21 protein-coding genes and 1 riboswitch are annotated in these 24576 nt (G+C 69.2%); of the genes, 13 read left to right on the forward strand and 8 right to left on the reverse strand.

Going from position 1 to position 24576, the window contains the following annotated elements:
- Nucleotides 1–103 precede the first annotated feature (103 nt).
- The 6 genes from DIE12_RS27105 to DIE12_RS27130 all read left to right on the forward strand — a co-directional run bounded on the left by DIE12_RS27105 (nt 104) and on the right by DIE12_RS27130 (nt 7602).
- On the forward strand, nt 104–616 hold the full coding sequence (locus DIE12_RS27105) for a chemotaxis protein CheW (protein ID WP_124486486.1): 513 nt from the start codon (nt 104–106) through the stop codon (nt 614–616).
- Nucleotides 613–2040 (forward strand): protein-glutamate O-methyltransferase CheR, encoded by a 1428-nt coding sequence (locus DIE12_RS27110; protein WP_124522600.1) that lies wholly within the window; start codon nt 613–615, stop codon nt 2038–2040. Before DIE12_RS27105 ends, DIE12_RS27110 begins: the two co-directional genes overlap by 4 nt.
- Nucleotides 2041–2085: 45 nt before the next feature.
- Nucleotides 2086–2790: a chemotaxis protein CheW gene (locus tag DIE12_RS27115; RefSeq protein ID WP_124522678.1), complete on the forward strand. Its 705-nt coding sequence runs from the start codon at nt 2086–2088 to the stop codon at nt 2788–2790.
- Nucleotides 2787–5102, forward strand: a complete 2316-nt coding sequence (locus DIE12_RS27120) for a hybrid sensor histidine kinase/response regulator (protein WP_124486484.1) — start codon at nt 2787–2789, stop codon at nt 5100–5102. Before DIE12_RS27115 ends, DIE12_RS27120 begins: the two co-directional genes overlap by 4 nt.
- Nucleotides 5099–6118 carry a chemotaxis response regulator protein-glutamate methylesterase gene (locus DIE12_RS27125; RefSeq protein WP_124522602.1) on the forward strand — a complete coding sequence of 340 codons (1020 nt, stop codon included), beginning with the start codon at nt 5099–5101 and terminating at the stop codon, nt 6116–6118. Before DIE12_RS27120 ends, DIE12_RS27125 begins: the two co-directional genes overlap by 4 nt.
- A 59-nt stretch (nt 6119–6177) precedes the next feature.
- Nucleotides 6178–6281: riboswitch (Fluoride riboswitch) on the forward strand.
- 79 nt (nt 6282–6360) lie between these two features.
- Entirely contained in the window at nt 6361–7602 is a 1242-nt protein-coding gene (locus DIE12_RS27130; RefSeq protein ID WP_124522604.1) for a voltage-gated chloride channel family protein, read from the forward strand.
- Between the two features lie 89 nt (nt 7603–7691).
- On the opposite strand, the gene DIE12_RS27135 is transcribed toward DIE12_RS27130, so the two are convergent.
- Nucleotides 7692–8405: a riboflavin synthase subunit alpha gene (locus tag DIE12_RS27135; protein WP_124522606.1), complete on the reverse strand. Its 714-nt coding sequence runs from the start codon at nt 8403–8405 to the stop codon at nt 7692–7694.
- Nucleotides 8406–8634: 229 nt separating this feature from the next.
- A complete protein-coding gene (locus DIE12_RS27140) occupies nt 8635–10497 on the reverse strand; it encodes an ABC transporter ATP-binding protein (protein WP_124522608.1) in 1863 nt (620 codons plus the stop codon).
- Nucleotides 10498–10983: 486 nt separating this feature from the next.
- Between DIE12_RS27140 and DIE12_RS27150 the strand changes: the two genes are divergently transcribed.
- Complete coding sequence (locus DIE12_RS27150) at nt 10984–11865, forward strand: Dyp-type peroxidase (RefSeq protein WP_124522610.1); 882 nt, start codon at nt 10984–10986, stop codon at nt 11863–11865.
- A gap of 100 nt (nt 11866–11965) precedes the next feature.
- Here DIE12_RS27150 and DIE12_RS27155 read toward each other — a convergent pair whose 3' ends face one another.
- Nucleotides 11966–12367 (reverse strand): OsmC family protein, encoded by a 402-nt coding sequence (locus tag DIE12_RS27155; RefSeq protein WP_124522612.1) that lies wholly within the window; start codon nt 12365–12367, stop codon nt 11966–11968.
- Between the two features lie 118 nt (nt 12368–12485).
- Entirely contained in the window at nt 12486–13406 is a 921-nt protein-coding gene (locus DIE12_RS27160; RefSeq protein WP_124522614.1) for a LysR family transcriptional regulator, read from the reverse strand.
- 479 nt (nt 13407–13885) lie between these two features.
- On the opposite strand from DIE12_RS27160, the gene DIE12_RS27165 reads away from it, so the two are divergent.
- The 6 genes from DIE12_RS27165 (at nt 13886) to DIE12_RS27195 (ending at nt 19892) form a co-directional block, all read left to right on the forward strand.
- The gene (locus tag DIE12_RS27165; protein ID WP_124486478.1) at nt 13886–14959 is read left to right on the forward strand and encodes a helix-turn-helix domain-containing protein; all 1074 of its coding nucleotides are present in this window, start codon (nt 13886–13888) and stop codon (nt 14957–14959) included.
- Nucleotides 14908–16224, forward strand: coding sequence for an Nramp family divalent metal transporter (locus DIE12_RS27170; RefSeq protein WP_124522616.1), 1317 nt, complete (start codon nt 14908–14910; stop codon nt 16222–16224). Before DIE12_RS27165 ends, DIE12_RS27170 begins: the two co-directional genes overlap by 52 nt.
- 80 nt (nt 16225–16304) lie before the next feature.
- Nucleotides 16305–16892, forward strand: coding sequence for a phosphatase PAP2 family protein (locus tag DIE12_RS27175; protein WP_124522618.1), 588 nt, complete (start codon nt 16305–16307; stop codon nt 16890–16892).
- Between the two features lie 484 nt (nt 16893–17376).
- Nucleotides 17377–18165, forward strand: a complete 789-nt coding sequence (locus DIE12_RS27185; protein WP_124486474.1) for an SDR family oxidoreductase — start codon at nt 17377–17379, stop codon at nt 18163–18165.
- 34 nt (nt 18166–18199) lie between these two features.
- Nucleotides 18200–19216, forward strand: a complete 1017-nt coding sequence (locus DIE12_RS27190; protein WP_124486473.1) for an NADP-dependent oxidoreductase — start codon at nt 18200–18202, stop codon at nt 19214–19216.
- Nucleotides 19217–19388: 172 nt separating this feature from the next.
- A complete protein-coding gene (locus DIE12_RS27195; RefSeq protein ID WP_124522620.1) occupies nt 19389–19892 on the forward strand; it encodes a thioesterase in 504 nt (167 codons plus the stop codon).
- A 9-nt stretch (nt 19893–19901) separates the two neighbouring features.
- Here the strand turns inward: DIE12_RS27195 and DIE12_RS27200 are convergent, their stop codons facing one another.
- The 4 genes from DIE12_RS27200 to DIE12_RS27215 all read right to left on the reverse strand — a co-directional run bounded on the left by DIE12_RS27200 (nt 19902) and on the right by DIE12_RS27215 (nt 24451).
- Nucleotides 19902–20954: an AI-2E family transporter gene (locus tag DIE12_RS27200; protein ID WP_044846613.1), complete on the reverse strand. Its 1053-nt coding sequence runs from the start codon at nt 20952–20954 to the stop codon at nt 19902–19904.
- A gap of 231 nt (nt 20955–21185) precedes the next feature.
- Nucleotides 21186–21770: a YSC84-related protein gene (locus DIE12_RS27205; RefSeq protein ID WP_124522622.1), complete on the reverse strand. Its 585-nt coding sequence runs from the start codon at nt 21768–21770 to the stop codon at nt 21186–21188.
- Between the two features lie 51 nt (nt 21771–21821).
- The gene (locus DIE12_RS27210) at nt 21822–22208 is read right to left on the reverse strand and encodes a YqjD family protein (RefSeq protein ID WP_044846611.1); all 387 of its coding nucleotides are present in this window, start codon (nt 22206–22208) and stop codon (nt 21822–21824) included.
- Nucleotides 22209–22546: 338 nt separating this feature from the next.
- The gene (locus DIE12_RS27215; RefSeq protein ID WP_124551382.1) at nt 22547–24451 is read right to left on the reverse strand and encodes an ExeM/NucH family extracellular endonuclease; all 1905 of its coding nucleotides are present in this window, start codon (nt 24449–24451) and stop codon (nt 22547–22549) included.
- Between the last annotated feature and the right edge of the window lie 125 nt (nt 24452–24576).

Genomic DNA, 24576 nt, shown 5'->3' on the forward strand with positions numbered 1-24576 from the left:
AGCAGACGGCCGAATCGCTGCGCCAGTCGTCGCAGGCGATCGACGATCTGACGCTCGTCGCGAACCAATTGCGCACCAGCGTGTCGCGCTTCAAGGTCGACGCGTGACGCGCGTCGAGTCGCACGGCGCCGCGCACGCGCTGTTCCTGATGTTCGAGCTCGACGGCGAGCGCTACGCGCTCGACGCGGCCGACATCGACGAGGTGTTGCCGCTCGCGACCGCCAAGGCCGTGCCCGGCGCGCCCGAATGGATCGCCGGGCTGCTGATGCGCGGCGGCCAGCCGGTGCCCGTGATCGACGTGCCGATGCTCGCGCTCGGACGGCGCGCGCATGCGTTGCGTTCGACGCGGCTGGTGATGGTCCGCTACCGCGCCGGGCAGCTTGACCGCGAGCGCGTGATCGGCCTGATCATCGAGCGCGCGACGCAGACGCTGCGGATCGACCGCACGGCGTTCCGCGCCAGCGGCGTATCGACCGCGCGCACGCGCTGGCTCGGGCGCGTCGCGAACACGCCCGACGGGATCGTGCAGCAGGTCTCGGTGTCCGACCTGATCGACGACGTTGCGCGCCTGTATCTGTTCGACGGCCTGCCGGGCCACGGAGGGGAATCCGCATGAAAGAGTCCGATTCGCGATTTCGCGGCTGGCTGCTGCGCGAGACCGGCATCGACCCCGATTCGCTCGGCAACGATTTTCTGAGCCGCGCGCTGACGGAGCGCGTGCAGGCGCTGCAGGGCGACGGCGAGCGGCTGCCGTCGGCGGCGCGGCCGCCCGTCACGCCGGAAGCGCTCGACGCGTACTGGCAGCACCTCAACGCGTCGGCCGACGAACGGCGCGCACTGATCGAGCTGTTCATCGTGCCGGAGACGTGGTTCTTCCGCGATCGCGAGGCGTTCGCGACGCTCGCGCGGCACGCGGCCGAGCGGCTCGCCGCGACGCCCGGGCGCGTGATCCGCGTGCTGAGCGCGCCGTGCTCGACCGGCGAGGAGCCGTATTCGGCGGCGATGGCGCTGCTCGACGCCGGGCTCGAGCCGGCCAGCTTCACGATCGACGCGCTCGACCTGAGCCCGCGCGCGATCGAACAGGCGCGGCTCGGCTGCTACGGGCGCAATGCGTTTCGCGGCACGGCGACCGAGTTCCGCGGCCGCTACTTCACGCCGGTCGCCGACGGCTGGCTGCTCGACGAGCGCGTGCGCGCGTGCGTGCAGTTTCGCCAGGCGAACCTGATCGAACCGGGCACCGATACGGGCATCCGCTACGATTTCGTGTTCTGCCGCAACGTGCTGATCTATTTCGACCGCGACGCGCAGGACCGGGTGATCGGTTCGCTCGAAAGCGCGCTCGCCGACGACGGCATGTTGTTCGTCGGGCCGGCCGAAACGGGCGTCGCGATGCGGCACGGGATGCGTTCGGCCCGCGTGCCGCTCGCGTTCGCGTTTCATCGCGGGCGCGATGGCGCCGCGGCGGACGGGTACGCGGCCCGCCATGCGGCGCCGATACCCGCGATTGCGCCGTACCGGCGCGCCGAGCGTTTCGCCGTGGCGCCGCCGGCTGCGACACGCCCGCTGCTGGCCGTCGTCCCGCCGGCGTGGAGCGATGCCGCGCCGTCGCGCGCTGCCTTTGAACCGGCCGGGCGACCGACGGCGTTCGGGCCGCGGGCCGACGCGCGCGTCGATCCGCTGGGCAATGCGGCGAACGTGGCCGACACGCCCGCGCCCGCGCCGGCGGCCGCCGACGGCGCCGCGCCGACGCTCGAGGAAGCGCAGGCGCTGGCCAACGCGGGCGCATTCGACGAGGCCGAGCGCGTGCTCGCGCAGTTCTCCGCGCACGCCGGGCCGCACGCCGACGCGTTCTACCTGAACGGGCTGATCGCGGATGCGCGCGGGCGCGTCGCGGAAGCGGGCGATTTCTACCGGAAGGCGCTGTATCTGCGGCCGACGCACCACGAAGCGCTGACGCATCTCGCGACCTTGCTGGACGTCGGCGGCGACGGCGCCGGCGCGCAATGGCTGCTCGAGCGTGCGCGGCGCTCGGCCGGATAATGAGAATACGGGTTGGGAGCCGACATCGGGATGACCGAGGAACGAATGAACCGCGACGCCGTTGCCACTGACGACACGACGATCGGCGTCGACGATTGCTGGAACCGGATCGGCACGCACGGCGACCGCTCGTGCGAGCGGCTGGCCGATTGCCTGCGCTGCCTGAACTGCCCGGTCTACGCGTATCACGCGGCGAAACTGCTCGAACGCCCGCTCGGCGCCGCCGAGCTGGCCGACGCGACGCAGCGGATCAGCGCGTTCGACGCGACCCGCGCGCACGGCGACGACGATACGCATCAGGCGGCACTGGCGTTTCGCGTCGCCGACGAATGGCTTGCGCTGCCGATCGGCGTGCTGCGCGAGATCGCCGGCACGCGTCCGATCCATTCGCTGCCGCATCGCCGCCATTCGGCCGTGCGCGGCGTGGTCAACATTCGCGGCACGCTGCGCATCGCGATCTCGATCGGCGCGCTGCTCGGCCTCGACGCGGGCAATGGCCGCGAGGGTGGCGCGGACGGCCGTTTCACGCGGCTGCTGGTCGCCGCGCACCAGGGCGAGCCGGTGGTGTTCCCGGTCGACGAAGTCGAGGGCGTGCTGCGCTTCGGCGCATCCGAATGGGTGCCCGTGCCGGCGACGGTCGGGCGCGCGAGCGCCGGCCTGTCGCGCGGCGTGCTGTCGTGGCGCGGCAAGTCGATCGGCTTGCTCGACGACGATCGGCTGTTCGACGCCGTGACACGGAGCATGCGATGAGCGGCGATGACGATCTGAGCCAACTGTCGCTGCTCGAGCTGTATCGCGAGGAGACGCGCACGCAGACCCAGGCGCTGTCCGAGCGCCTGCTCGCGCTCGAATCGGGCGAGCCCGACTCCGTCGCGCTCGAGGCGTGCATGCGCGCCGCACATTCGCTGAAGGGCGCCGCGCGCATCGTCGGCGTGCCGCTCGGCGTCGACATCGCGGGGCGCATGGAAGAATGCTTCGTCGCGGCGCAGGCCGGTACGATCGCGCTGACGGCCACGCATGTCGACGTGCTGCTGGCCGGCGTCGACCTGCTGGTGCGCGTCGCCGATCCGCAGGCGCAGCCCGTGTCGCCGGCGGAGATCGAGGCGTTCGCGCTGGCGCTGACGGGCGCCGACGGCGCGCACGCGATGCCGGCACCGGCTTTCGCGCCGCCGCCGGCGGCCGCGGCGCCGTCCGTCGTGCCGTCTCGCGAGCACGACGGCGCCGCGAACGAGCCCGTGGGGGCCGGCGCCGCGGTGCCGCCGCTCGCGCTGCCGGCGGCCGTGCCCGATCCGGTCCAGGCCGGCCGCGCGGCCGGCGCGGGCGCGATGCGCCGCGTGCGGGCCGATACGCTGAACCGGCTGCTGAGCCTGTCCGGCGAGTCGCTCGTCGAATCGCGCTGGCTCAAGCCGTTCGCGGAGTCGATGCTGCGCGTGAAGCGCGCGCAGCGCGACGCGGCCCGTTCGCTCGATCTGTTGTACGAACAGTTTGCCGACGATCTCGATGCGGGCGTGCTCGCATCGGTGAACGAAGTGCGGCACATGCTCAACGACCTGCAGCGTTCGCTCGCCGAGCGCATGGACGAATTCGACCGCTTCGAGCGGCGCAGCACGCATATCGCCGAACAGCTGTACGACGAGGCGCTGCAGTGCCGGATGCGGCCGTTCGGCGACGCGACGCGCGCGTATCCGCGGATCGTCCGCGATCTCGCGCGCTCGCTCGGCAAGCAGGTGCGCTTCTCGATCGTCGGCGAAGGCACGCAGGTCGACCGCGACATTCTCGACCTGCTCGACGCACCGCTCGGCCACCTGCTGCGCAACGCGATCGACCACGGTGTCGAAGCGCCCGACGCTCGCCTCGCGCGCGGCAAGCCGGCCGAGGCGAGCGTGACGCTCGAAGCGCGGCATAGCGCCGGCTCGCTGCTCGTCAGCGTGATCGACGACGGGCCGGGCGTCGACATGGATGCGTTGCGCGCTGCGGTGGTGCGCCAGCGCCTGACCGACGACGAGACGGCCGCGCGGCTGTCCGATCCCGAACTGCTCGAATTCCTGCTGCTGCCGGGCTTCTCGATGCGCGATGCGGTGACCGACGTGTCGGGGCGCGGCGTCGGCCTCGACGCGGTGCAGGAGATGGTGCGCGGCGTGCGCGGCGCGGTGCGCATCTTCAACGAGCCCGGCGCGGGCATGCGCTTCGTGCTGCAGTTGCCGCTCACGCTGTCGGTGATCCGCAGCCTGCTGGTCGAGGTCGGCGGCGAGCCGTACGCGTTCCCGCTCGCGCACGTGCGCCGCACGCTCGAACTGTCGCACGACGACATCGACGTGCTCGAAGGCCAGCCGCATTTTCCGTTCGACGGCCGGCGCGCGGGCCTCGTCGCCGCGCACCAGCTGCTCGATGCCGGCGAGCCCGGCGTCGCGCGCGCGAGCACGGCGGTCGTGGTCGTCGGCGGCGAGCCCGAGCTCTACGGTGTCGCCGTCGACCGCTTCCTCGGCGAACGGATGCTCGTCGTGCAGCCGCTCGACAGCCGCCTGCACAAGATCCAGAACATCGCGGCCGGTGCGTTGCTCGAGAACGGCGACCCGGTGCTGATCGTCGATGTCGAGGACCTGATCCGCTCCGTCGACAAGCTCGTGCGCGGCGGACAGCTCGCGAAACTCACGCGCGACCGGCAGCTCGCGCTCGCCGACCGGCGCCGCCGCGTGCTCGTCGTCGACGATTCGCTGACGGTGCGCGAGCTCGAGCGCAAACTGCTGGAAAAGCGCGGCTACGACGTGACCATCGCGGTCGACGGGATGGACGGCTGGAACGCGGTGCGCAGCGACGCGTTCGACCTGGTCGTCACCGACGTCGACATGCCGCGCATGGACGGGATCGAACTCGTCACGCTGATCAAGGGCGATCCGACGCTCAAGCGCGTGCCGGTGATGATCGTGTCGTACAAGGATCGCGACGAGGATCGCCGGCGCGGGCTCGATGCCGGTGCCGACTACTACCTCGCGAAGAGCAGTTTCCACGACGAGGCGCTGCTCGACGCGGTGCACGACCTGATCGGGGACGCACGCGGATGAACATCGGCATCGTCAACGATCTGCCGCTTGCCGTCGAGGCGCTGCGCCGCGTGATCGCGCTGCGCACGGATCATCGCGTGCTGTGGGTGGCGACCGATGGCGACGAGGCAGTGGATTTCTGCGTCGCGCATCCGCCCGATCTCGTGCTGATGGATCTCGTGATGCCGAAGCTCGACGGCGTGGCCGCGACCCGGCAGATCATGGCGCGCGCGCCGTGCGCGATCCTGATCGTGACCGCGAGCGTCAGCGCGAACACGTCGTCGGTCTACGAGGCGATGGGGGCCGGCGCGCTCGACGCGGTCGACACGCCGACGCTCGCGCTCGGCCTGACGTCGGATGCGGCGCCGCAGCCGCTGCTCGCGAAGATCGACCAGATCGGCCGGCTGCTCGAAAGCCGGACCACGACGCTCGTGCCGCCCGGGCCCGCACCCGCGCGCGGCCAGCCGACGCTGATCGCGATCGGCGCGTCGGCGGGCGGCCCGACCGCGCTCACCGCGCTGTTGCGCGCGCTGCCGGCCGATTTTCCGGCTGCGCTCGTGATCGTCCAGCACGTCGACCAGGCGTTCGCGGTCGGCATGGCGGAGTGGCTCGACGGCTATACGCGGCTGCCCGTGCGCGTCGCGCGGCAGGGCAGCGTGCCGCAGGCGGGCGAGGTGCTGCTCGCGGCGACCAACGATCACCTGTACATCTCGCCGCGCGGCGTGCTCGGCTATACGCGGCATCCGGCCGAGACGCCGTACCGGCCGTCGATCGACGTGTTCTTCAACAGCGTCGCCGACGGCTGGGAGGGCGACGCGCTCGGCGTGCTGCTGACCGGGATGGGGCGCGATGGCGCGCTCGGGCTGAAGGCGATGCGCGCGAAGGGGTGCTACACGATCGCGCAGGACGCGGCGACGAGCGCCGTCTACGGGATGCCGAAGGCGGCCGCAGCGATCGGCGCGGCGTCGGCGATCCTGCCGCTCGACCGGATCGCGCCGCAACTGATTTCGCGCGTGACGCGCATGCCGCTCGACTGACGGCGCGCCGCGGCCCCGGCGGGCCGCATTGCGCGCGCCGTGCGGCGTCGCGTACAATTGCCGCCTGCGGAGATGGCATGCCTCCCTGCGGTCGATCCCGGCGCGTCGCGCGCGGTTCGGCCCTCAACCGCCGGTTTGCCCGGCTGATGATGCCTGCGTGTTCCTGGGTCGTCAGGAGGTCGCAGGCCGTCCATGCGGTATTCTGCCGCCCAGGTTTTGATGTCCCGTCGAATCTGGAAATCATGTTTTTCTCGACTTCTGCCGATTTTTTCGCGACCGTGCGCTACGTGTGCCGCTGGCTCGCGCTCTCTGCGTTGCTCGGCGCGCTGGCCGGCACGGCTTCCGCGTTGTTCCTGATCGCGCTCGACTGGGCGACCGGCACGCGCGTCGCGCATCCCTGGCTGCTGTGGGGGCTGCCGGCCGCCGGTTTGGCGACCGGCTGGGTCTACCACCGGTTCGGCCAGTCGGTCGCGCGCGGCAACAACCTGCTGATCGACGAGATTCACGACCCGAAGGCGCTGGTGCCGAAGCGGATGGCGCCGCTCGTGCTCGTCGCGACCGTCGTCACGCACCTGTTCGGCGGGTCGGCCGGCCGCGAGGGCACGGCCGTGCAGATGGGCGGCGCGCTCGCCGATCGCGTCACGCACCTGTTCCGGCTCGATCGCGAGCACCGGCGCGTGCTGCTGATGGGCGGCATCGCGGCCGGGTTCGCGTCGGTGTTCGGTACGCCGCTCGCGGGCGCCGTGTTCGGGCTCGAGGTGCTCGCGATCGGCCGCGTACGGTACGACGCGCTGCTGACCTGCGTCGCGTCGGCGATCGTCGCGGATGTCGTGTGCCGCGCGTGGGGCGTGCATCACACCGCTTATGCGATTCCGTTCGTGCCGGCCGTGTCGGCGACGGGGCTGGCCGCGACGGTCGTCGCGGGTGTCGCGTTCGGCGTCGTCGGCCGGCTGTTCGCGTTCGCGACGCATGCGCTGACCGCGTGGTTCCGCCGCGTGATCCGCTATGCGCCGCTGCAGCCGGTGCTCGGTGGCCTGCTGGTCGCGGTGGCCGCCACCGTGCTGAACGTGCCGCAGTATCTCGGCCTCGGCATCCCGACGATCGAAGCCGCGTTTCACGGGCCGCTGCCGGCTTACGATTTCGCGGGCAAGTTCGCGTTCACCGTCGTCACGCTCGCGTCGGGGTTCAAGGGCGGCGAAGTGACGCCGCTGTTCTACATCGGCGCGACGCTGGGCAACGCGCTCGGACAGGTGCTGGCGCTGCCGGTGCCCGTGCTGGCGGGGCTCGGTTTCGTCGCGGTGTTCGCGGGCGCGGCCAACACGCCGATCGCGTCGACGATCATGGCGATCGAACTGTTCGGCGCGGATGTCGGCGTGTATGCGATCGTCGCCTGCGTGGTCGCCTATCTGTTTTCCGGACACGCGGGGATTTATCGCGCGCAGCGGGTGGCGGTGGGGAAGGGGGCGCAGGTGGAGGTGGAGTAAGGCGGCGTGCGGGGCGGCCGGCCGCATCGCGACGGAAGCCGACGCCCGGTGATACCGGGCATCAGCGGGAACGGCGGCGCTCTTCGCCGTTACGCCTTCGGCAGCTTCGTGACGTTCCGCGCGAGCAGTTCCTCGATATCGATGCCCTTCTCCGCGAGCAACGTCGTGACGACGCCGGTCAATTCCCCGAGGGTTTCCTTGACCGATTCGCGGATCGTATCCACGACGACCTGCGTGCCGCGCTCGATCTCGATATTGACCTTGTCGCCGGCGCCCTTCGCATCGAAGGTGGTCGCGCGTCGCGTTTCGGGAATCAGCCAGACGTCGAACCAGCCTTCTTCGCGATTGACATCCGACACGGTGAGGCTGCAGCCGTTGATCGCGATATAGCCTTTCGCAAACACGTAGCGCCTGAAATCGGCCGGCACGCCGATGCGGATCATCCGGTTGTGTTCGGATGACGCGATGTTCGCGATCGTTCCCATGAAGTCGACGTGTCCGGACAGCGGATGTCCGCCGATTTCAGCGCCGTCCTTCGCGGCCCGCTCGACGTTGATCCGGGCGCCGGTCGTGAGGTCGGCGAGCGTGGTGATGCGCAGGCTCGGCAACATCACGTCGAAGTCGATCAGCTCGGGCGAGTGGATGGTCGTCACGGTCAGGCAGACGCCGTCGACCGAGACGCTTGCGCCGATCTCGATGTCGGTGGTGAACCGCTCGGGGAATTCGATGCTGAACGTTCTCAGTTCGCCGTGATCCTTGATGGCCTTGATGACGCCAACACCCTGAACAATGCCTGTAAACATGATCCGCCTTTCGTCGCAAATTGCCTGGCCGGTATGATAAGTGATCCCGGCTCGCCTCGTTCGCAACGGGTTTGCCGGGCAGCGCACGGCGGCTCGCGTGGCGCCGTCGAATGGAATCGACGACGCACGCAACGGCCTGGTGAATTCCTGACGATCGCATCGACGTACCGTGTGGCGCAACCGGGCGCGGCGGCGGTGTGCCGCGCGTCCGGTTGCGATCGGGTTGCCATCAGGCTTGCGCCGGCTCCCCAAGCGGCCCGGCATTATCGTCCGCCGTGCGCCGCGGCGGATCGATCAGGCCCTTCGCGAGTTCCAGCGCCTGCCGCTCGAACAGCCGGCGATACGTCCCGCCGTCGATGCGGATCAGCGCGTCGTGGCTGCCTTCCTCGATCACCTTGCCGCGCTCGAGCACGATCAGACGGTCGAGCGCGCGCACCGTCGACAGCCGGTGCGCGACGACGAGCGTCGTGCGCCCGACCATCAGCCGCTCCATCGCCTGCTGGATCAGCACCTCGCTTTCGCTGTCGAGGCTCGACGTCGCTTCGTCGAGGATCAGGATCGGCGCATCGGCGAGGAACGCACGCGCGATCGCGACGCGCTGGCGTTCGCCGCCCGACAGCTTGATCCCGCGCTCGCCGACGAGCGTGTCATAGCCGTCCGGCAGCGCGACGATGAAGTCGTGCGCGCTGGCAAGACGCGCGGCGCGCTCGATCTCCGCACGGCTCGCGTCGGGGCGCGCATACGCGATGTTCTCCGCGAGCGTGCGGTGGAACAGCACGGGTTCCTGCTGGACGATCGCGATCTGGCTGCGCAGCGAATCCTGCCGCACTTGCGCGATGTCCTGGCCGTCGATCGTGATGCGGCCGCCCGACACGTCGTACAGGCGCTGGATCAGTTTGATGAACGTCGTCTTGCCCGACCCGGAATGGCCGACGAGGCCCACGCGTTCGCCGGGCGCGATGCGCATCGAGAAGTCGTCGTACAGCGGCACCGGATGGTTGCCGTAGCGGAACGTCACGTGCTCGAAGCGGATCTCGCCTTGCCCGATCCGGATCGCGGGCGCGCCGGGCCGATCGTCGATGCCGAGCGGCTGGCGCTCGAGCGCGACGAGTTCTTCCATGTCGTTGACCGAGCGTTGCAGGTTGCGGATGTGCATGCCGACGTCGCGCAGGTAACCCTGCAGCATGAAGAACATCGTCAGCGAGAACGCGATGTCGCCGACGCTCGCTTCGTCGTTCGCCCACAGCCGCAGCGCGACGCCGATCATCGCCGCCTGCATCGCGACGAGCATCGCGCCCTGCAGCCCGCCGTTGAACGTGCCGCGCACCCACGTGCGGCGCGTGCGCTGGCGCCACTTGCCGATCACGCGATCGAGCCGCGCTTCCTCGCGCGTTTCCGCGCCGAACGCCTTGACGACCGCGTTGCAGCTCACGGCGTCGGCGAGCGCGCCGCCCATGCGCGTGTCCCACAGGTTGCCGAGCCGCGCGGCCGGCGCGACGATGCCGAGCGATACCGCGACCGTTACCGAGATGTACAGCAGCGAACCCGCACCGACGACGAGCCCCATCACCGGCCAGTGCGTGCCGAGCAGCACGGTCGCGCCGACGAGCATCGTGACCGACGGCAGCAGCGCGATCAGCACCGTGTCGTTCAGCAGGTCGAGTGCCCAGATCCCGCGCGTGATCTTGCGCACGGTCGATCCCGCGAAGCTGTTCGCGTGCCAGTCGGTCGAGAAACGCTGCACGCGATGGAACGACGCCGCGGCGATCTCGCTCATCATCTTCAGCGTGAGCGTGATGATGTTCAGGTAGACGCCCTGCCGCAGCAGCGTCGCGCCGATGCCGAGCGCGGCCAGCGTGCCGAACGCGGTGACGGCCGCATGCCACGCGGCGGCGCGGTCGGTCGGGCCGCTCGACAGCGCATCGACGAGGCGCCCGGCGAACAGCGGCGTGAGCACGTCGGCAAGCGCGCCGAGCAGCGCCAGCGTCGTGATCGTCGCGATGCGCACCGGCTGCTTGCGCCAGTAGCGGAACGTGAAGCCGAAGACGGCCTGGAATGCCTGGCCGCCCAGATGGGTGGTTTTTCTGGTCATGTATCGTTGCCCGGCGCATCGCGCGACGGGACTTTCCGGTTCGGAGAACGTCGAAAACGCGACAGCCGGACCGCGCGCACGACGCGGGCGAAACGAAACGGGCTGTCGGGAAATTGCGCGGGCGGGCGGGTTAGCGGAGCACCCGGAAGCCGGCGCGGACGACGGGCTGGATCAGCCGCGCCGTGGGACCACGTTCGGGAAGGTTGCTGGCATTCGGAACATCTGCACCTCCCTGAAGTGAACGGTTGAAAGGGCGCCGAAAAAGACGTGAAGGAATTTTATCAGCAGAGCCGGACGCGCCGCAACGTCTGACGAATACGGCGTTGCAGCAGCGATGCGGTTAGTATTCGGGGTTTTGGCCCTCTTTCGTGCGTGTTCCGCGGTGCGGTGCCGCACGGGGCGGCGGGCGGCATCGATTACACTCTGCCGTTGCGCGCCGGCCGCTGCGGCCCCGCGGATTCACCCCGATACACTCCTGAGGAAACGATGAGCGACGTTCAGCAAGGCATCCTGGCTCCGATCGACACGGCGGCCCGATACCTCACTTTCACGATTTCGAACAACGTCAATGTGGCCGCGGCGCTCGCGGCATTGCGCGAGCTCATCGACGGGCGCGACGCGGTCGCAGGCTTCGGGCAGGCGCTGGCCGCGCATCTCGGCCGCCCGGTTCCGGGGCTCACCGAATACCCGGCGTTCGCGGTGAACGACCGTACGCTGCCGATCACGCCGGCCGACGTCTGGGTCTGGCTGCGCGGCGACGATCGCGGCGCACTCGTGCTGCGCGCGCGGGCGATCGAGCGGGCGCTCGCGCCGGCGTTCGTGCTGCAGGACGCGGTCGACGGGTTCCGCTATTCGACCGATCGCGACCTGTCGGGTTACGAGGACGGCACCGAGAACCCGACCGGCGACGACGCGCTGGCCGCGTCGGTCGTCACGGGGCAGGGCGCGGGGCTCGACGGTTCGAGCTTCGTCGCGGTTCAGCAATGGCTGCACGACTTCGACCAGATGGAGCGCATTGCGTCGGGCGACATGGATCACATCATCGGCCGCCGCCGCTCGGACAACGAGGAACTCGACGACGCGCCCGAGTTCGCGCACGTGAAGCGCACCGCGCAGGAGAGCTTCGAGCCGGAGGCATTCATGCTGCGCCGTTCGTCGCCGTGGTCCGATGCGCGCCGCGCGGGGCTCTACTTCGTCGCGTTCGGCCGTTCGTTCCGCGCGTTCGACGTGCAGATGCGCCGGATGAGCGGCGCGGACGACGGCATCGTCGACGGCCTGTTCCGCTTCACGCGACCGCTGACGGGCGCGTATTTCTGGTGTCCGCCGGTGAAGGACGGCAAGCTGGACCTGTCCGCGCTCGGACTCTGAGCGCCGGACGACATCCGCAAACGGGCGGGCCGCGCATCGCGCGCGGCCCGCCCGTTTTGCTTGTGACGCGGCGATCGCGTGCGGCGCGGTACGCCGCCCGTCAGTTCAGCGTCGTTTCGATGCGCGTGCCGCGCTTGATGAACAGCGTCACCGGCGTCTTCTCGCAGATTTCCGCGAGCCGCTGGCGCTGCGCGTCGTCGAGCGGGCCGTCGAGCGTCACGACGCGGCGCACGTATTGCTGCCCTTCACGATCGGCATGCAGTTCGGTGCGCACGTCGATGCGCGCGGCCGGCCACGTCTTGCGCTGCATGTACATGCGCAGCGTCGCGGCCGTGCATTGCGCGAGGCCGGCCAGCACGAACTCGAACGGCGCCGGCCCGAGGGCCTGTCCGCCTTCGCGCGGCGCTTCGTCGCCGGTCAGCGCGTGCGTGCCGGCCTGCAGCTGGACGACGTAGTCGGGCGCGTCGGCGGCGAGGGTGGCGGCAGCGTGGATGAGCGGCATGGCAAGTCTCCGGTAAGCGGGTAAGAGGCGGCCGCGACGATGCGCGGCGTGCGAGCCGTCAGCATACCGTCTCGACGAAAAACGCGGGCGCCACGCGCGTCGACGGGGCTCGCCGGGATCAGCCGGCGACGCCGGCACTCCGGCGCACGAGCGTGGCGACGCGTTCGCGCACCCACTGGTGCGCGCGGTCGGTCTCGCGCGACTCGTGCCAGTACGCGAGCAGCGGAAACGGCTTGAGCCGCAGCGGCAGCGGCTGCACTGCGATCGGCAGCATCGCCGCCATGCGCAGCGCATACGTGCGCGGCAGCGTCAGCAGCAGGTCGCCCGCCGCGGCGATCTGGCAGGCGGCGAAGTAATGCTGGCAGACGAGCTGGATGTGACGGAAGCGCCCGTCGTTGCCGAGCAGCACGTCGAGCGATTGCGGTTCGCCGAGCGACGACACCGCGACATGCCGCGCGGCGAAATAGTCGCCGCGCCGCAGCGGACCACCGGCCAACGGATGATCGTGCCGCATCGCGACGACGAGCGAATCGTCGAGCAGGTGCTCGGTCACGATGCGCGGGCCGGTCTGCACGCGTCGATCGACGGCCAGATCGAGATTGCCCGACGCGAGTTCGCGTTCGATGTCGTGCACCGCGACGCGGCGGCTCACGAATCGCAGGCCCGGCGCTGCGCCGGCGAACGCGGCGACGATCTGCGGCAGCGCGATCGATTCGAGCACGTCGCGAATGCCGACCGCGATGCTCAGGTCGAGCGTCGCCGGGTCGAATGCCGCCGGGTCGCGCGCGGCGCGCTGCAGGCCGGCGAGGTGAAGCTGCACGTCCGCGATGATCGCGCGCGTGCGCTCGGTCGGCACGACGCGGTTGCCCTGGCGCACGAACAGCGGGTCGTCGAAATGCGCGCGCAGCCGGTTGAGCGCATGCGTGACGGCCGGCTGCGTCAGGTGCAGCGCACGGGCGGCCGCGCCGATGCCGCCGTGCACGTAGACCGCATCGAGCACGCGGAACAGGTTCAGGTCGAGACGATGGTCGGCGGGCACGGACGAAGGCGGCGTGGTGGGCGGTGGGGCGATTCTAATGGATGCGCGAACAACGGAACGCGGGTGCGCGTTGTACCGGCGACCGATGCCGTCCGATGCATGCCGATGACGATCGTCCCGCTACGCGAGCGTGCGTGGAGCCGATGCGCGATACGAGGCAGGCGTCACGATCCGAGTCCGCCCGTCGACACGCGCATTTCCGCGCGGCCAGATCATCGGTCGGCGATAGCCTGTAAAAATCCGCCATCATGCTGTCCCGGTCGGCCATTTCGTGACAAAGAGACGACCCGTTCGGCTAGTTCGGCTAAGATGCCGTCGCTTCATATTTCGAGATAGCCGTCCCTGTCGCACGTGTTCAAACCAAATATAAGCCTGACAGTTCGACGGCAATTAAAAGAAGTCGAAACAGTCCGGGGGCTTGGCCAGTGGAAGCAGCAGATCAGAGGTGGGTCGTAATCTATTTGAGTACGGGGTTTTCCTTGGCCGAGGCCGCGCGTCTGAGCGAGGCCTTCAACCTGGCGAATCGCCTGAACGCGTTCAATGCGGATTACCAGCTGAAGTACGTATCCGAAAAGGGGGGCTTGCTGCAGTCGTCGTCCGGTGTGCAGATCGCCGCCGATTCGCTCGGCGACGAGCATGGCCATCGTGCACACGCGTTCTTTCATCTTCATGGTGAGCGCGCGTCGATCAACTGGAACGATGCGTTGCGGCGCCGCCTGAGCGACATCCGCCGCCATGCGCGCTGGATCGTCGATGCGATGGGCCTGTCGACGCTCGCCGCGTCGCAGCGGCAGACGGAAGCCGATCGCGCGCGAACCGATCGCGCCCGCGGTGCGGCGGCCACGATCGAACTGCAGGCCGGCGAGGCCGACGTGTTTGCGACCGTGCTCGACATGTTCCGCGCCGATCTCGGCGACAGCGCCGCACAGGAGATCGCCAGCAACCTGATGCAGCCGGTCGAGCAGCGCTATGCGCAGTCGATGTGGGCGTTTCGCGAACTGAGCGCGAGCCCGTCGATCCGGATGTCGGTGCAGCGGCTGCGCGCGCAGAGCGCGAACCGCATTTCGGTTGCGGAAGTCGCGCAGACGGTCGCGATGAGCGAGCGCAATTTCCTGCGGCGCTTCAAGAAGGAAATCGGCGTGACGCCGACCGAGTTCGTGCAGCACGTGCGGCTCGAGCGCGCCTGCCACATGCTGGTCCACACGACGCTGCCGGCCGACAAGGTCGCGCGGCGCACGGGCTTCGGCAGCGGCGAGCGTCTGGCCAAGCTGTTTCGCCAGCGCCTGCTGGTGTCGCCGACCGAATTTCGCGTCGCCGAGCGCGAGCGGATCCTGACGAACGGTGCCGGGACGCCGCACCCGCAGGCCGATCGGCAGCCCGCGCCGCGGCTCGCGACTGCCGACGGCGAGCGGGCGAGCCGGGGTGTGCGCGGCGATGCGCGGGAGAAAGCGGGGCGGATGAACGTAAAATCACCGTGTCGCGATCACGATCCCCGGTTTCCATGCCCCTGCTTCCCACTACCGCCACAGCCCCCTTCTGCCCGTCGGAAGTAAAGGGCAGCATCACGATCGACGCCGGCGCGTCGCGCTGGATGAAGCTCAAGCGCTTCTTCGGCCCGGGCCTGCTGGTCGCGATCGGCTATATGGATCCCGGCAACTGGGCCACCGACATCCAGGCCGGCTCGCAATTCGGCTATTCGCTGCTGTGGGTCGTCGCGTTCTCGAGCCTCGCCGCGATCTTCCTGCAGATGCTCGCCGCGCGGCTCGGCCTCGTCGCGGGCAAGGATCTCGCGCAGGCCAGCTACGACCGCTATGGCACCTTCGGCCGCATCGTGCAGTGGGTGACCGCCGAGGTGTCGATCATCGCGTGCGACATCGCCGAAGTGCTCGGCTGCGCGCTCGCGTTCAAGCTGCTGCTCGGCGTGCCGCTCGCGTGGGGGATCGTGCTGACCGCGCTCGATACGGTGATCGTGCTCGGGTTGCAAGGCAAGGGCGTCCGGCAGATCGAGGCGATCGTGCTCGGATTGATCGCGACGATGGCGTTCTGCTTCGTCGCGCAGGTCGCGATCACGCCGCCCGACTGGCATGCGGTCGCGAAGGGGCTCGTGCCGGGCAATCCGGGCCATGACCGCAAGGACGCGATCGTGCTCGCGCTCGGCATCGTCGGCGCGACGATCATGCCGCACAACCTGTATCTGCATTCGTCGGTCGTGCAGACGCGCCATGTCGTCGGCGGCGCGCGCGGCCTGATCCGCGACACGCTCGCGCTGGTGCGCATCGACACCTGCGTGTCGCTGTTCGTCGCGATGCTCGTCAATGCGGCGATCCTGGTCGTCGCGGGCGCGGCGTTCCATGCGACCGGCCAGCACGACGTGACCGACATCGAACAGGCGTACCGGCTGATCACGCCGATCGCGGGCGGCGCGGCCGCGCTGCTGTTCGGCATCGCGCTGCTCGCGTCGGGGCAAAGCTCGACGCTGACCGGCACGATCGCCGGCCAGGTGATCATGGACGGCTTCCTGCATACGAAAATCCCTTGCTACCAGCGCCGGCTGATCACGCGCGGGCTCGCACTGGTGCCCGCGCTGATCGGCGTGCTGTGGCTCGGCGAAAACTCGGTCGGGCAATTGCTCGTCTGGAGCCAGGTGCTGCTGAGCCTGCAGCTGCCGTTCGCGATGTGGCCGCTGATCCGGTCGGTCAGCGATCGCAACACGATGGGCGAGCATGCGATCGGCCGCGGGATGCAGGCCGCCGCCTGGGTACTGTTCGCCGTCATAACGGGCACGAACCTGCTGCTGATCACGGGTGTCGCGGGCTGATACAGCTTGTCACAGGCTGAAACAGGCGCGTGGCGCGCCTGCGTTAAACTGCGCCTTTTGCCAGCCGTTCGACGTCCGTCATGTGGAGTGAAATCAGCAACATCGGCGATGCCGCGCTGACCTTGCCGGTCGCGCTGACCTGCGCCGTCTGGCTCGCGCTGTCCAACTGGCGGCTCGCGGTGCGCTGGATCGTGCTGCTCGCGGCCGGCATGAGCCTGGTCGGGGCGACCAAGATTCTCTATGCGGGCTGCGGGGTCGAGATCCCGCAGTTCGATTTCCGCGTGATCAGCGGCCATACGATGCTGTCGACGTCCGTGTGGACCGTCGCGCTGTCGATGCTGTGGCAGGCATTCCGTCCGGGCAAGGAGCCGGGCGTGGCGGCCGGTCTCGTCGTCGGCGCGCTGACGGGCGTCGCGCGCGTGTTCGACCATTCGCACACGGTCCCGGAAGTCGTCGTCGGCTGGCTGCTCGGCGCGCTGGTCGCGCTGGTGTTCCTGCGCGCCTACCGGCGGGCGCACAAGCGCGCGTTCTCGCCGCGCATCGCGGCCGTCTGCCTGCTCCTCGTGTCCGGCATCGCGTACGGGCATCGCGCACCGTTCCAGCAGATGATCGACACGCATTCCCCGCAGTTCTGCGCGTTCATGCGCACGTCCGGCGACGGGTTCTGACGGCTGTTCGTTGCCGCGCGTCGGTGCGCCGGTGCCGGATGCGGTCGTCGCCGCGGCGGTGGCCCCCCGAGTCCCGTCCCATTCCTTCTTGGTTATTGTCAAAAGCCGTTTCCCGATCGTTATCGAGCCGACATCGGCGATGATCGGCTGTGCTGTGCTGTGCTGTGCTGTGCTGTTGCTGTGCCCGCCCGCCCGCCCGTCCGCCCGTCCGCCCGTCCGCCCGCCCGTCCCGCCGCCCGCGGATCCGAAGGTCATGAGTGATGTCTATGACCGGGCATTACGAAGATTCATTTCATCGATTGGCGGCAATCGCGTACGCTGGCGTTCGTTCGAGCGGGGCCGGCAGCGGCCGGCCGCCGGATTCGTCCGGCCCGGTGCGGCCGGCTCGCTATACTCGCGCATACCGCGCGGCCGTCGGCCGGCGCACGGCAACCGCCGTCGCGGCACCGGTCCGCCGCGACGACTCACGACAGGAGCAGGTCCCATGACAATCGTTTCCACGCGCCTCGCAGGCAAGTGCGCGTACATCACGGGCGCCGCCGGCGGCCTCGGCCGCGCGATCGCGCGCCGGATGGTCGAGCAGGGCGCGCGCGTGTTCCTGACCGACGTTGCCGACGCGGCGGTGCTCGATGCATTCGCCGACGAACTCAACGCGGGCCACGCGACGCCGGTCGCGTTTGCCGCGACGCAGGACGTCCGCGACGAAGCGCGCTGGCAAGCGCTGCTCGCGCAGGCGGTCGATGCGATGGGCGGGCTGTCGGTGCTCGTCAACAACGCGGGTGTCGGCTCGATCGGCTCGCCCGCGCAGATCGAACTGGACGAATGGCGGCGCGTGATGGCGGTCAACGTCGAGAGCATCGTGCTCGGCTGCAAGCATGCGCTGTCGTATCTGGCCGAGAGCCATCCCGCATCGATCATCAACATCTCGTCGGTGGCCGCGTTCAAGGTCGAGCCGGATTTCACCGCGTACAACGCGTCGAAGGCCGCGGTCGCGTCGCTGACGAAGTCGGTCGCGATCGACTGCGCGCGCCGCGAGCTCGACGTGCGCTGCAACTCGATTCACCCGGCGTTCATTCGCACGGGGATCGTCGAGCCGCTGTTCCAGTCGCTCGGCGAACGCGATGCGACGCGCAAGCTCGCACGCGGCATTCCGCTGCGCCGGCTCGGCGAACCGGACGACGTCGCGCATGCGGCCGTCTATCTGGCATCCGACGAAAGCCGCTTCGTGACGGCCGCCGAACTCGTGATCGACGGCGGCATGTGCGCAGTTTGACGCGCATCGATAAACACAACCGGAGGAGAACATCGTGTCGACACCCGTGAACCGCCAGCTGCTGCTGAAGACACGCCCGGAAGGCCGGGTCGGCCGCGAACACTTTTCGTTCGTCGAAACGCCGGTGCCGGCGCTCGCCGACGGCGAAGTGCTCGTGCGTGTGCTGTATCTGTCGATGGATCCGACCAACCGCGTGTGGATGAGCGACGTGCCGCAATACCTGCCGCCCGTCGCGATCGGCGAAGTGATGCGTGCGCTCGGCATCGGGCGCGTGGTCGGGTCGCGCCACGCGGGGTTCGCGCAAGGCGATCTCGTGCAGGGGCTGCTCGGCTGGCAGGACTATGCGCGGGTGCCGGCCGACCAGGCCGCGCAACTCGTGAAGCTGCCCGCGCAGTCGGGCCTGCCGCTGCCGACGCTGCTCGGCGCGTGCGGGATGAGCGGCCTGACCGCGTACTACGGGCTGACCGACATCGCGCCGGTGCAGCCTGGCGAGACGCTCGTCGTGTCGGCGGCGGCCGGGTCGGTCGGCTCGATCGCCGGCCAGATCGGCAAGATCCACGGTGCGCGCGTGGTGGGCATCGCGGGTGGCGCGGACAAGTGCCGCTACCTGACCGAGACGCTCGGCTTCGACGCGGCCGTCGACTACAAGGCCGACGATTTCCGTGAGCAGCTGAAGGCGGCGACGCCGGACGGCGTGCACGTGAACTTCGAGAACGTCGGCGGCGAGGTGATGCGCGCGGTGCTGTCGCGGATGGTGATCGGCGGGCGCGTCGCGCTGTGCGGCGTGATCTCGAACTACAACAGCGGCCGCGCGGCGGACGACGTCGGCGTGCTGATCTCGAAGCGGATCACGATGCGCGGCTTCCTGATCCTCGACTACCGCAAGAGCCGCGAAGCGGTGCAGACGCTCGCGGGATGGCTGCGCGACGGCCGGCTCAAGGCCGAGGAAACCGTCGCCGACGGGCTCGAAAACGCCCCCGACGTGCTGAACCGCCTGTTCGACGGCGACCATCGCGGCAAGCTCGTGCTGCGCGTCGATCCGGACGCATGAGCCGTCGCGCTCGCGCGCATTGAGTCCGAATATTCCGGTATCAGTTTAGGACTTGTCTCATTTATTGTTCCGGCCGCTCTCCCTAAAGTAATTGCCGGCAAGCGGCGGCGTGACCTGCGCGTCACGCCGCCGTTTTCATTTGCGCGGCGAGAAGCGGGAAGGGAGGCGGAACATGCAGATGAAGACGACATGGGCGGCACCGACGGCGGCGCGCGATCGAACGAAGCGGCGCATCGGTGTCCGGGCGCGGATGGCGGCAGCGGGGATCGGCATCGCGCTCGCAGTGTCGAGCGCCGGTGCGGCCGGGCACGCGGGCGCGGCTGGCATCGTGCGCTTCACCGGCGCGCTCGTCGATCGGTACGACGTGACATTCGACACGCCGTCGCTCGGGGCGTCGGGCAGCGCGAGCGCGGCGGCACTCCGCTTCGATGCGCATGGCCGGCGCTTGCCCGGTGCGCATCTGGCGCTCGTGGGGCCGGACGGCCAGCCGCTTTCGCAGCCTGCGGGCGCGGCGGTTCGCGCAATCTGGCACGATGCGCGCGACGATCGAGCCGTGCCGCTGGAAGCGGGGCGCGCGCATCGTGTCGGGCCGTATGGCGGCGTGCTGACGATCGCGGGGCCGGACATGGAAACGGGCGCCGTGGCGCCCGTCGTGATCAGGATTCGTCATCCGTGACGCGCGGCGTCACTCCCCCTGTTCGGCGCGCGCGTAGATGTCCCAGCTCGCCATGAACAGCGCAGCGACGAGCGGCCCGATCACGAAGCCGTTGATGCCGAACAGCGCCATCCCGCCGAGCGTCGAGATCAGCACGACCCAGTCGGGCATCTTCGTGTCCTTGCCGACGAGGATCGGGCGCAGCAGGTTGTCGACGAGGCCGATCACGCCGACGCAGAACGCGACGAGGATCACGCATTTCCAGATCGCGCCGATCGCGAGGAAGTAGAGCGCGGCGGGCACCCACACGAGGCTCGCGCCGATCGCCGGCAGGAGCGACAGGAACGCCATCAGCGCGCCCCACAGCACGACGCCCTCGATCCCGAGGATCCAGAAGATCAGGCCGCCGAGCGCGCCCTGCACGAGCGCGACCGCGATGTTGCCCTTCACGGTTGCGCGCACAACCGTCGTGAACTTCGCGAGCAGCAGGTTCTTGTGCTCTTCGTCGAGCGGCATCGCGCGGCGCACGCGGCGGCCGATCTCGCCGCCGTCGCGCAGCAGGAAGAACACCATGTACAGCATCACGCCGAAGCTGACGACGAACTGGAACGTGTTCTGGCCGATGCTGAGCGCCTGGGTCGCCGCGAACTGGCTGATCTGCGCGGCGCCGTCGGTCAGCTTCTTCTGGATGCCGGGGATGTTGGTCAGCCCGTATTTCTGCAGCAGGTTCTGGATCGACGTCGGCAGCGCATGAATGATGTCATGGAAGTACTGCGAATAATTCGGCTGCGCGCTCTTCAGTTCCTGGTACACGTACGCGATTTCCTGCACGAGCGTCGCCATGACGAACACGAGCGGCAGGATCACGATCAGGATGATCAGCGACATCGTCACGAGCGCGGCCAGGTTGCGCCGCTTGCCGAAGCGCGCGGCGAGCCAGCGCTGCACCGGCTGGAACAGGATCGCGAGAATGGTGCCCCAGAAGACGGCGCCAGAGAACGGCGCGAGTATCCAGCACAGTCCGACGGTGACCGCGAACAGCAGGAAATAGAAGAATTTTTGGTGATCGTGTCCGCTATCCATGGATGGTTCGCGCAGATTGATGCCTGGTTTGATTGAATTTCGTTGCCTCGGGCGCGATCGGCTCGCGAACGTCACGGATGTCGCGGCGCAGCGCGGCAGGGCGGCCCGATCGGCAGTATGCCCGCAAAGGTGCCGCCATCATACCCGCCGCGCGCGGCGCACGAGAAAACGCCGCGGCCGGGGCCGCGGCGTTGCCGGGAAGCGAACCGGCCCGGGGGCCGTGCCGCATCGTCAGATGTGGAGCCGGGTGACCTTGGTGCCGCTGACCGACAGATCGCCCATCAGGCCCGCGTTGGTCAGCACCAGCACCTCGACCGGTGCGGTGGCCGTGTTGGAGTCGATCGCGCCGTTCGCGCCCATCTTCACGACCGCGACGGAGGCGTCGGCGCCGGCCGACCAGCCTTCGGACTTGCGGAACGAGTCGAGCGCATCCTGCGTCATGAACAGGAACACGATCGCCTTCGACTGCGCACCGGCCTGCAGGCCGACCGACAGCGACGACGTGTTGTAGTAGCCGACGGTGCTGCCGCCGACGCGCAGCGCGCCGTTGCCGGACTGGCCGCCGACGATGAGGCCGGCCTGCAGCACGTTCGGGAACACGAGCACGCCGCGCGATTTCGCGACGAGTTCACGCGACCCCGGCACCGTCGAATAGAGGCGCGACAACGTCGCGTTCACGCTCGCGTCGATCGACTCGCGTTTCGACGCGCTGGCCGACGCGTTGTCGGGTTTGTTGGGGGTGGTGGTGCAGCCGGCAAGTGCGAGACTGGCGAGCATGACGGCGGCGGCGGCTTTCAGGGCGAGGGACTTCTGCATGGCGTTTCTCCTTCGTTGTCGGGGTGAGGACGGACGGGGTGATCGCCCCGTTCAACGGCGGGAAAGGAGCAGGCCGGCGACGAACGCGAGGCCCGCGACGACACCTGCGGTCTGCCAGGGATTGTCGTGCACGGCTTGCGATACGCGTTCGGCCGAATCGCGCAGCCGCGCGACCGCGGTGCCCGACGCGTAGTCGAGCGTGCTGCGCGCTTCGTCGAGCCGTGCCTGCACGCGCTTGCGCAGCGCGGCGATATCGCCGTCGCCGTCGTTCTTCAGCAGGTCTTCCAGTTCATCGACCAGCCCGCGCAGATCGTCGGACACGTCCGCATGCAGGTCGCGAGCCGCCGAGCGCGTCGTGCGTCCCACGCGCCGGCCGGTGCGACGGATGTCGGACAGGCCGCGGTCCAGCTTGTGTTCGATCGAGTCGGTGAGCGCCATGGTGTTTATCCTCCTTCGATTTGATTTGCAGGCCAATTTGAAGATAAGACGAATCCCAGCAACCAATGTGATTCACATCAGCCAATTGAGTTTCGAGACAAATTTTCAATTCGCCGGCAAATTTCCCGGAAAGCCCCGCGCAATGGGGCGGGGCGGCGGTTGAAAAAATTTCGCGCTTTGGGGCGAAGCGACCAGCAAGCCGTTGGCGCGACGTGAAAGTCCGGTAAATATGGCGTCGCCCGATGCGCCAGGTAAATAGTGCCGTTGCACGCATCATGCTGATGCAATTGCACTAATCGCCCGTCTCTTGATGGAGCACGGTTTGTGCCCGCGATGGCTCAGGTGGCGCCTTCGTCCGACGCGAGGTCGATGACGACGGGGTCGTGATCCGACGAGCGATAGGCATCGGGTGCGTAATAGGCCGCCCGTTGCGCCGCGGTTTTGTAATCGGGCACGGATTGCAGCGCGACCGGTTCGTCGGCATTGATGTGCCACGCATGCACGGCCTTCACGCGCGCGGCGAGCGGCGACGTGGCGAGTGCATGGTCGAGGTTGCCCGCTTCGCCGCGGAATACGTAGCTGTAGCCGGCGTTGCCGGCGAAGCGGGCGACGAGGTTCGTGTAGCCGCGCGATTCGAGCGCACGCAGCGGGTCTTCCTGCGCGTAGCTGTTGAGGTCGCCGATCAGCAGCACGCCGTCGGCCGGGGCGCCGGTCGGCGACGTGGCGAGCCACGCGGCGATGCGTTCGGCCGCACGCGTGCGCGTCGCGTTCCAGCAGCCCTGACCGTCCGACTGGTCGAGATCCGGGCCGCTCGCCCGTGGGCAGTTCTTCGATTTCAGGTGATTGACCGCGACCGTGAATGCGCGGGTGCCGCCGATGCGCCGGAACGTCTGCGCGAGCGGCGGGCGATTGCCGCCGTCGAGCGCGACGGTCGCGGCGCGCCCGACGGGTTCGATCGTCCGGCTGTCGTACAGCAACGCGACCGCGATCGCATCGCGGCCGAGTCGCGCCGTGCCGGGGTCGACCGCGCGCCAGCCGTCGCCGAGCCGCGCCGCGAGACGCTGCACGGTGCTCGCGGGGCCGTGGCCGTTGTTCGCGATTTCCATCAGGCCGATCACGTCGGCGCGCAGTGCGCGCAGTGCGGCGACGATCTTCGCTTCCTGGCGGGCGAAGACGGCGGGCGTCTTCGCGCCGCGATTGGCCGGATCGTCGAAGCCGCCGCCGCTTCCGTCGCCGTTGAAATAGTTGAAGACGTTGAACGACGCGACCCGCACGTCGGCCTGCGGATGCCGCGGCGGTGCATCGGTCCGCGGATTCGATGCGGCGTCGAAGACCGGCGCCGACGCCGGCACGGGCTGCACTCGCCACGTGCCGTAGCGCTGCTCGAGCACACCTTCGACGCCGCGCACCGTGTAGCCCGCGCGCAGCGTGTTGGCGGCGCCCAGCGCAGGCGGCGGATAGCGGGCGGTCGCGGGGTTCACGCGGCTCGAACCGTCGTCGAGCACGATGCGGTTGCGGGCATTGGCCGCCGCCTGCGCGGCGGCGTCGGCCGGCGGCACCACGTGCGTCGGCATGTAGAGGCGACCGTGGCTGAGCACGATGCTGCCGTAGCGGCCGAGGTCGTAGGTATCGCTGACGGTCAGCGTTTGCGGAAAGCGCACGCGCATGCCTTCATGCGCGGCGAATACTGACTCGCTGTCGACCGGCAGCACGAGCGCGGCCGGCGTGACGGTCTGCCCGCGCGCACAGACGGCCACGCGGCCCGACAGAGCCAGTTGCGTGCGGCCGTACTTCTGCTCGATCCTGCCGGTGACGTGCACGCGTTCGCCCGGGCGGACACGCGCGTGCGGCGCGTAGACGAACAGGCCTTCCGGGACGCCCGGCCGGTGGCGCCGCTGCGCATCCGCCTGCTGGACGAAGAATCCGCCGAAGCCGTCGGCGCCGCCGAATGCCGCGGTGACGATCGCTTCGATCGACGCGGAGCGCCCGGCCAGCGGCGACCGGCCGCCGGAATGCCGGAGGTCGGCGATTGCCGTCGTGGGGCCGCCGCAGCCCGCGCTGACCGGAGGCGCGGTGGCGGCGGCGGTGGTGGCGGCGGTGGCGGCCGGCGCTGAAAGGGCAAATGCGGCAAACGAGGCAAACGAGGCAAACGAGGCAAACGAGGCAAACGAGGCAAACGAGGCAAACGAGGCAAGCGGGGCGAGCGATGCGGCGAGCGCGAGCGGCGGCGGCAGGCGTGACATGGAGTGCTCCACAGGAAGAAAATTCGAAGGTTCGGGCAAGCATCTTGACGGCAAAATCGCGTGCTGCGATCGAATTGGCCATCAGGCCAGTGTCGAACGGCCAACGATGACGGCAGGGCCGCCCG

Origin of the sequence: Burkholderia sp. Bp9015, assembly GCF_003853505.1 — a bacterium.
Classification (GTDB): domain Bacteria; phylum Pseudomonadota; class Gammaproteobacteria; order Burkholderiales; family Burkholderiaceae; genus Burkholderia.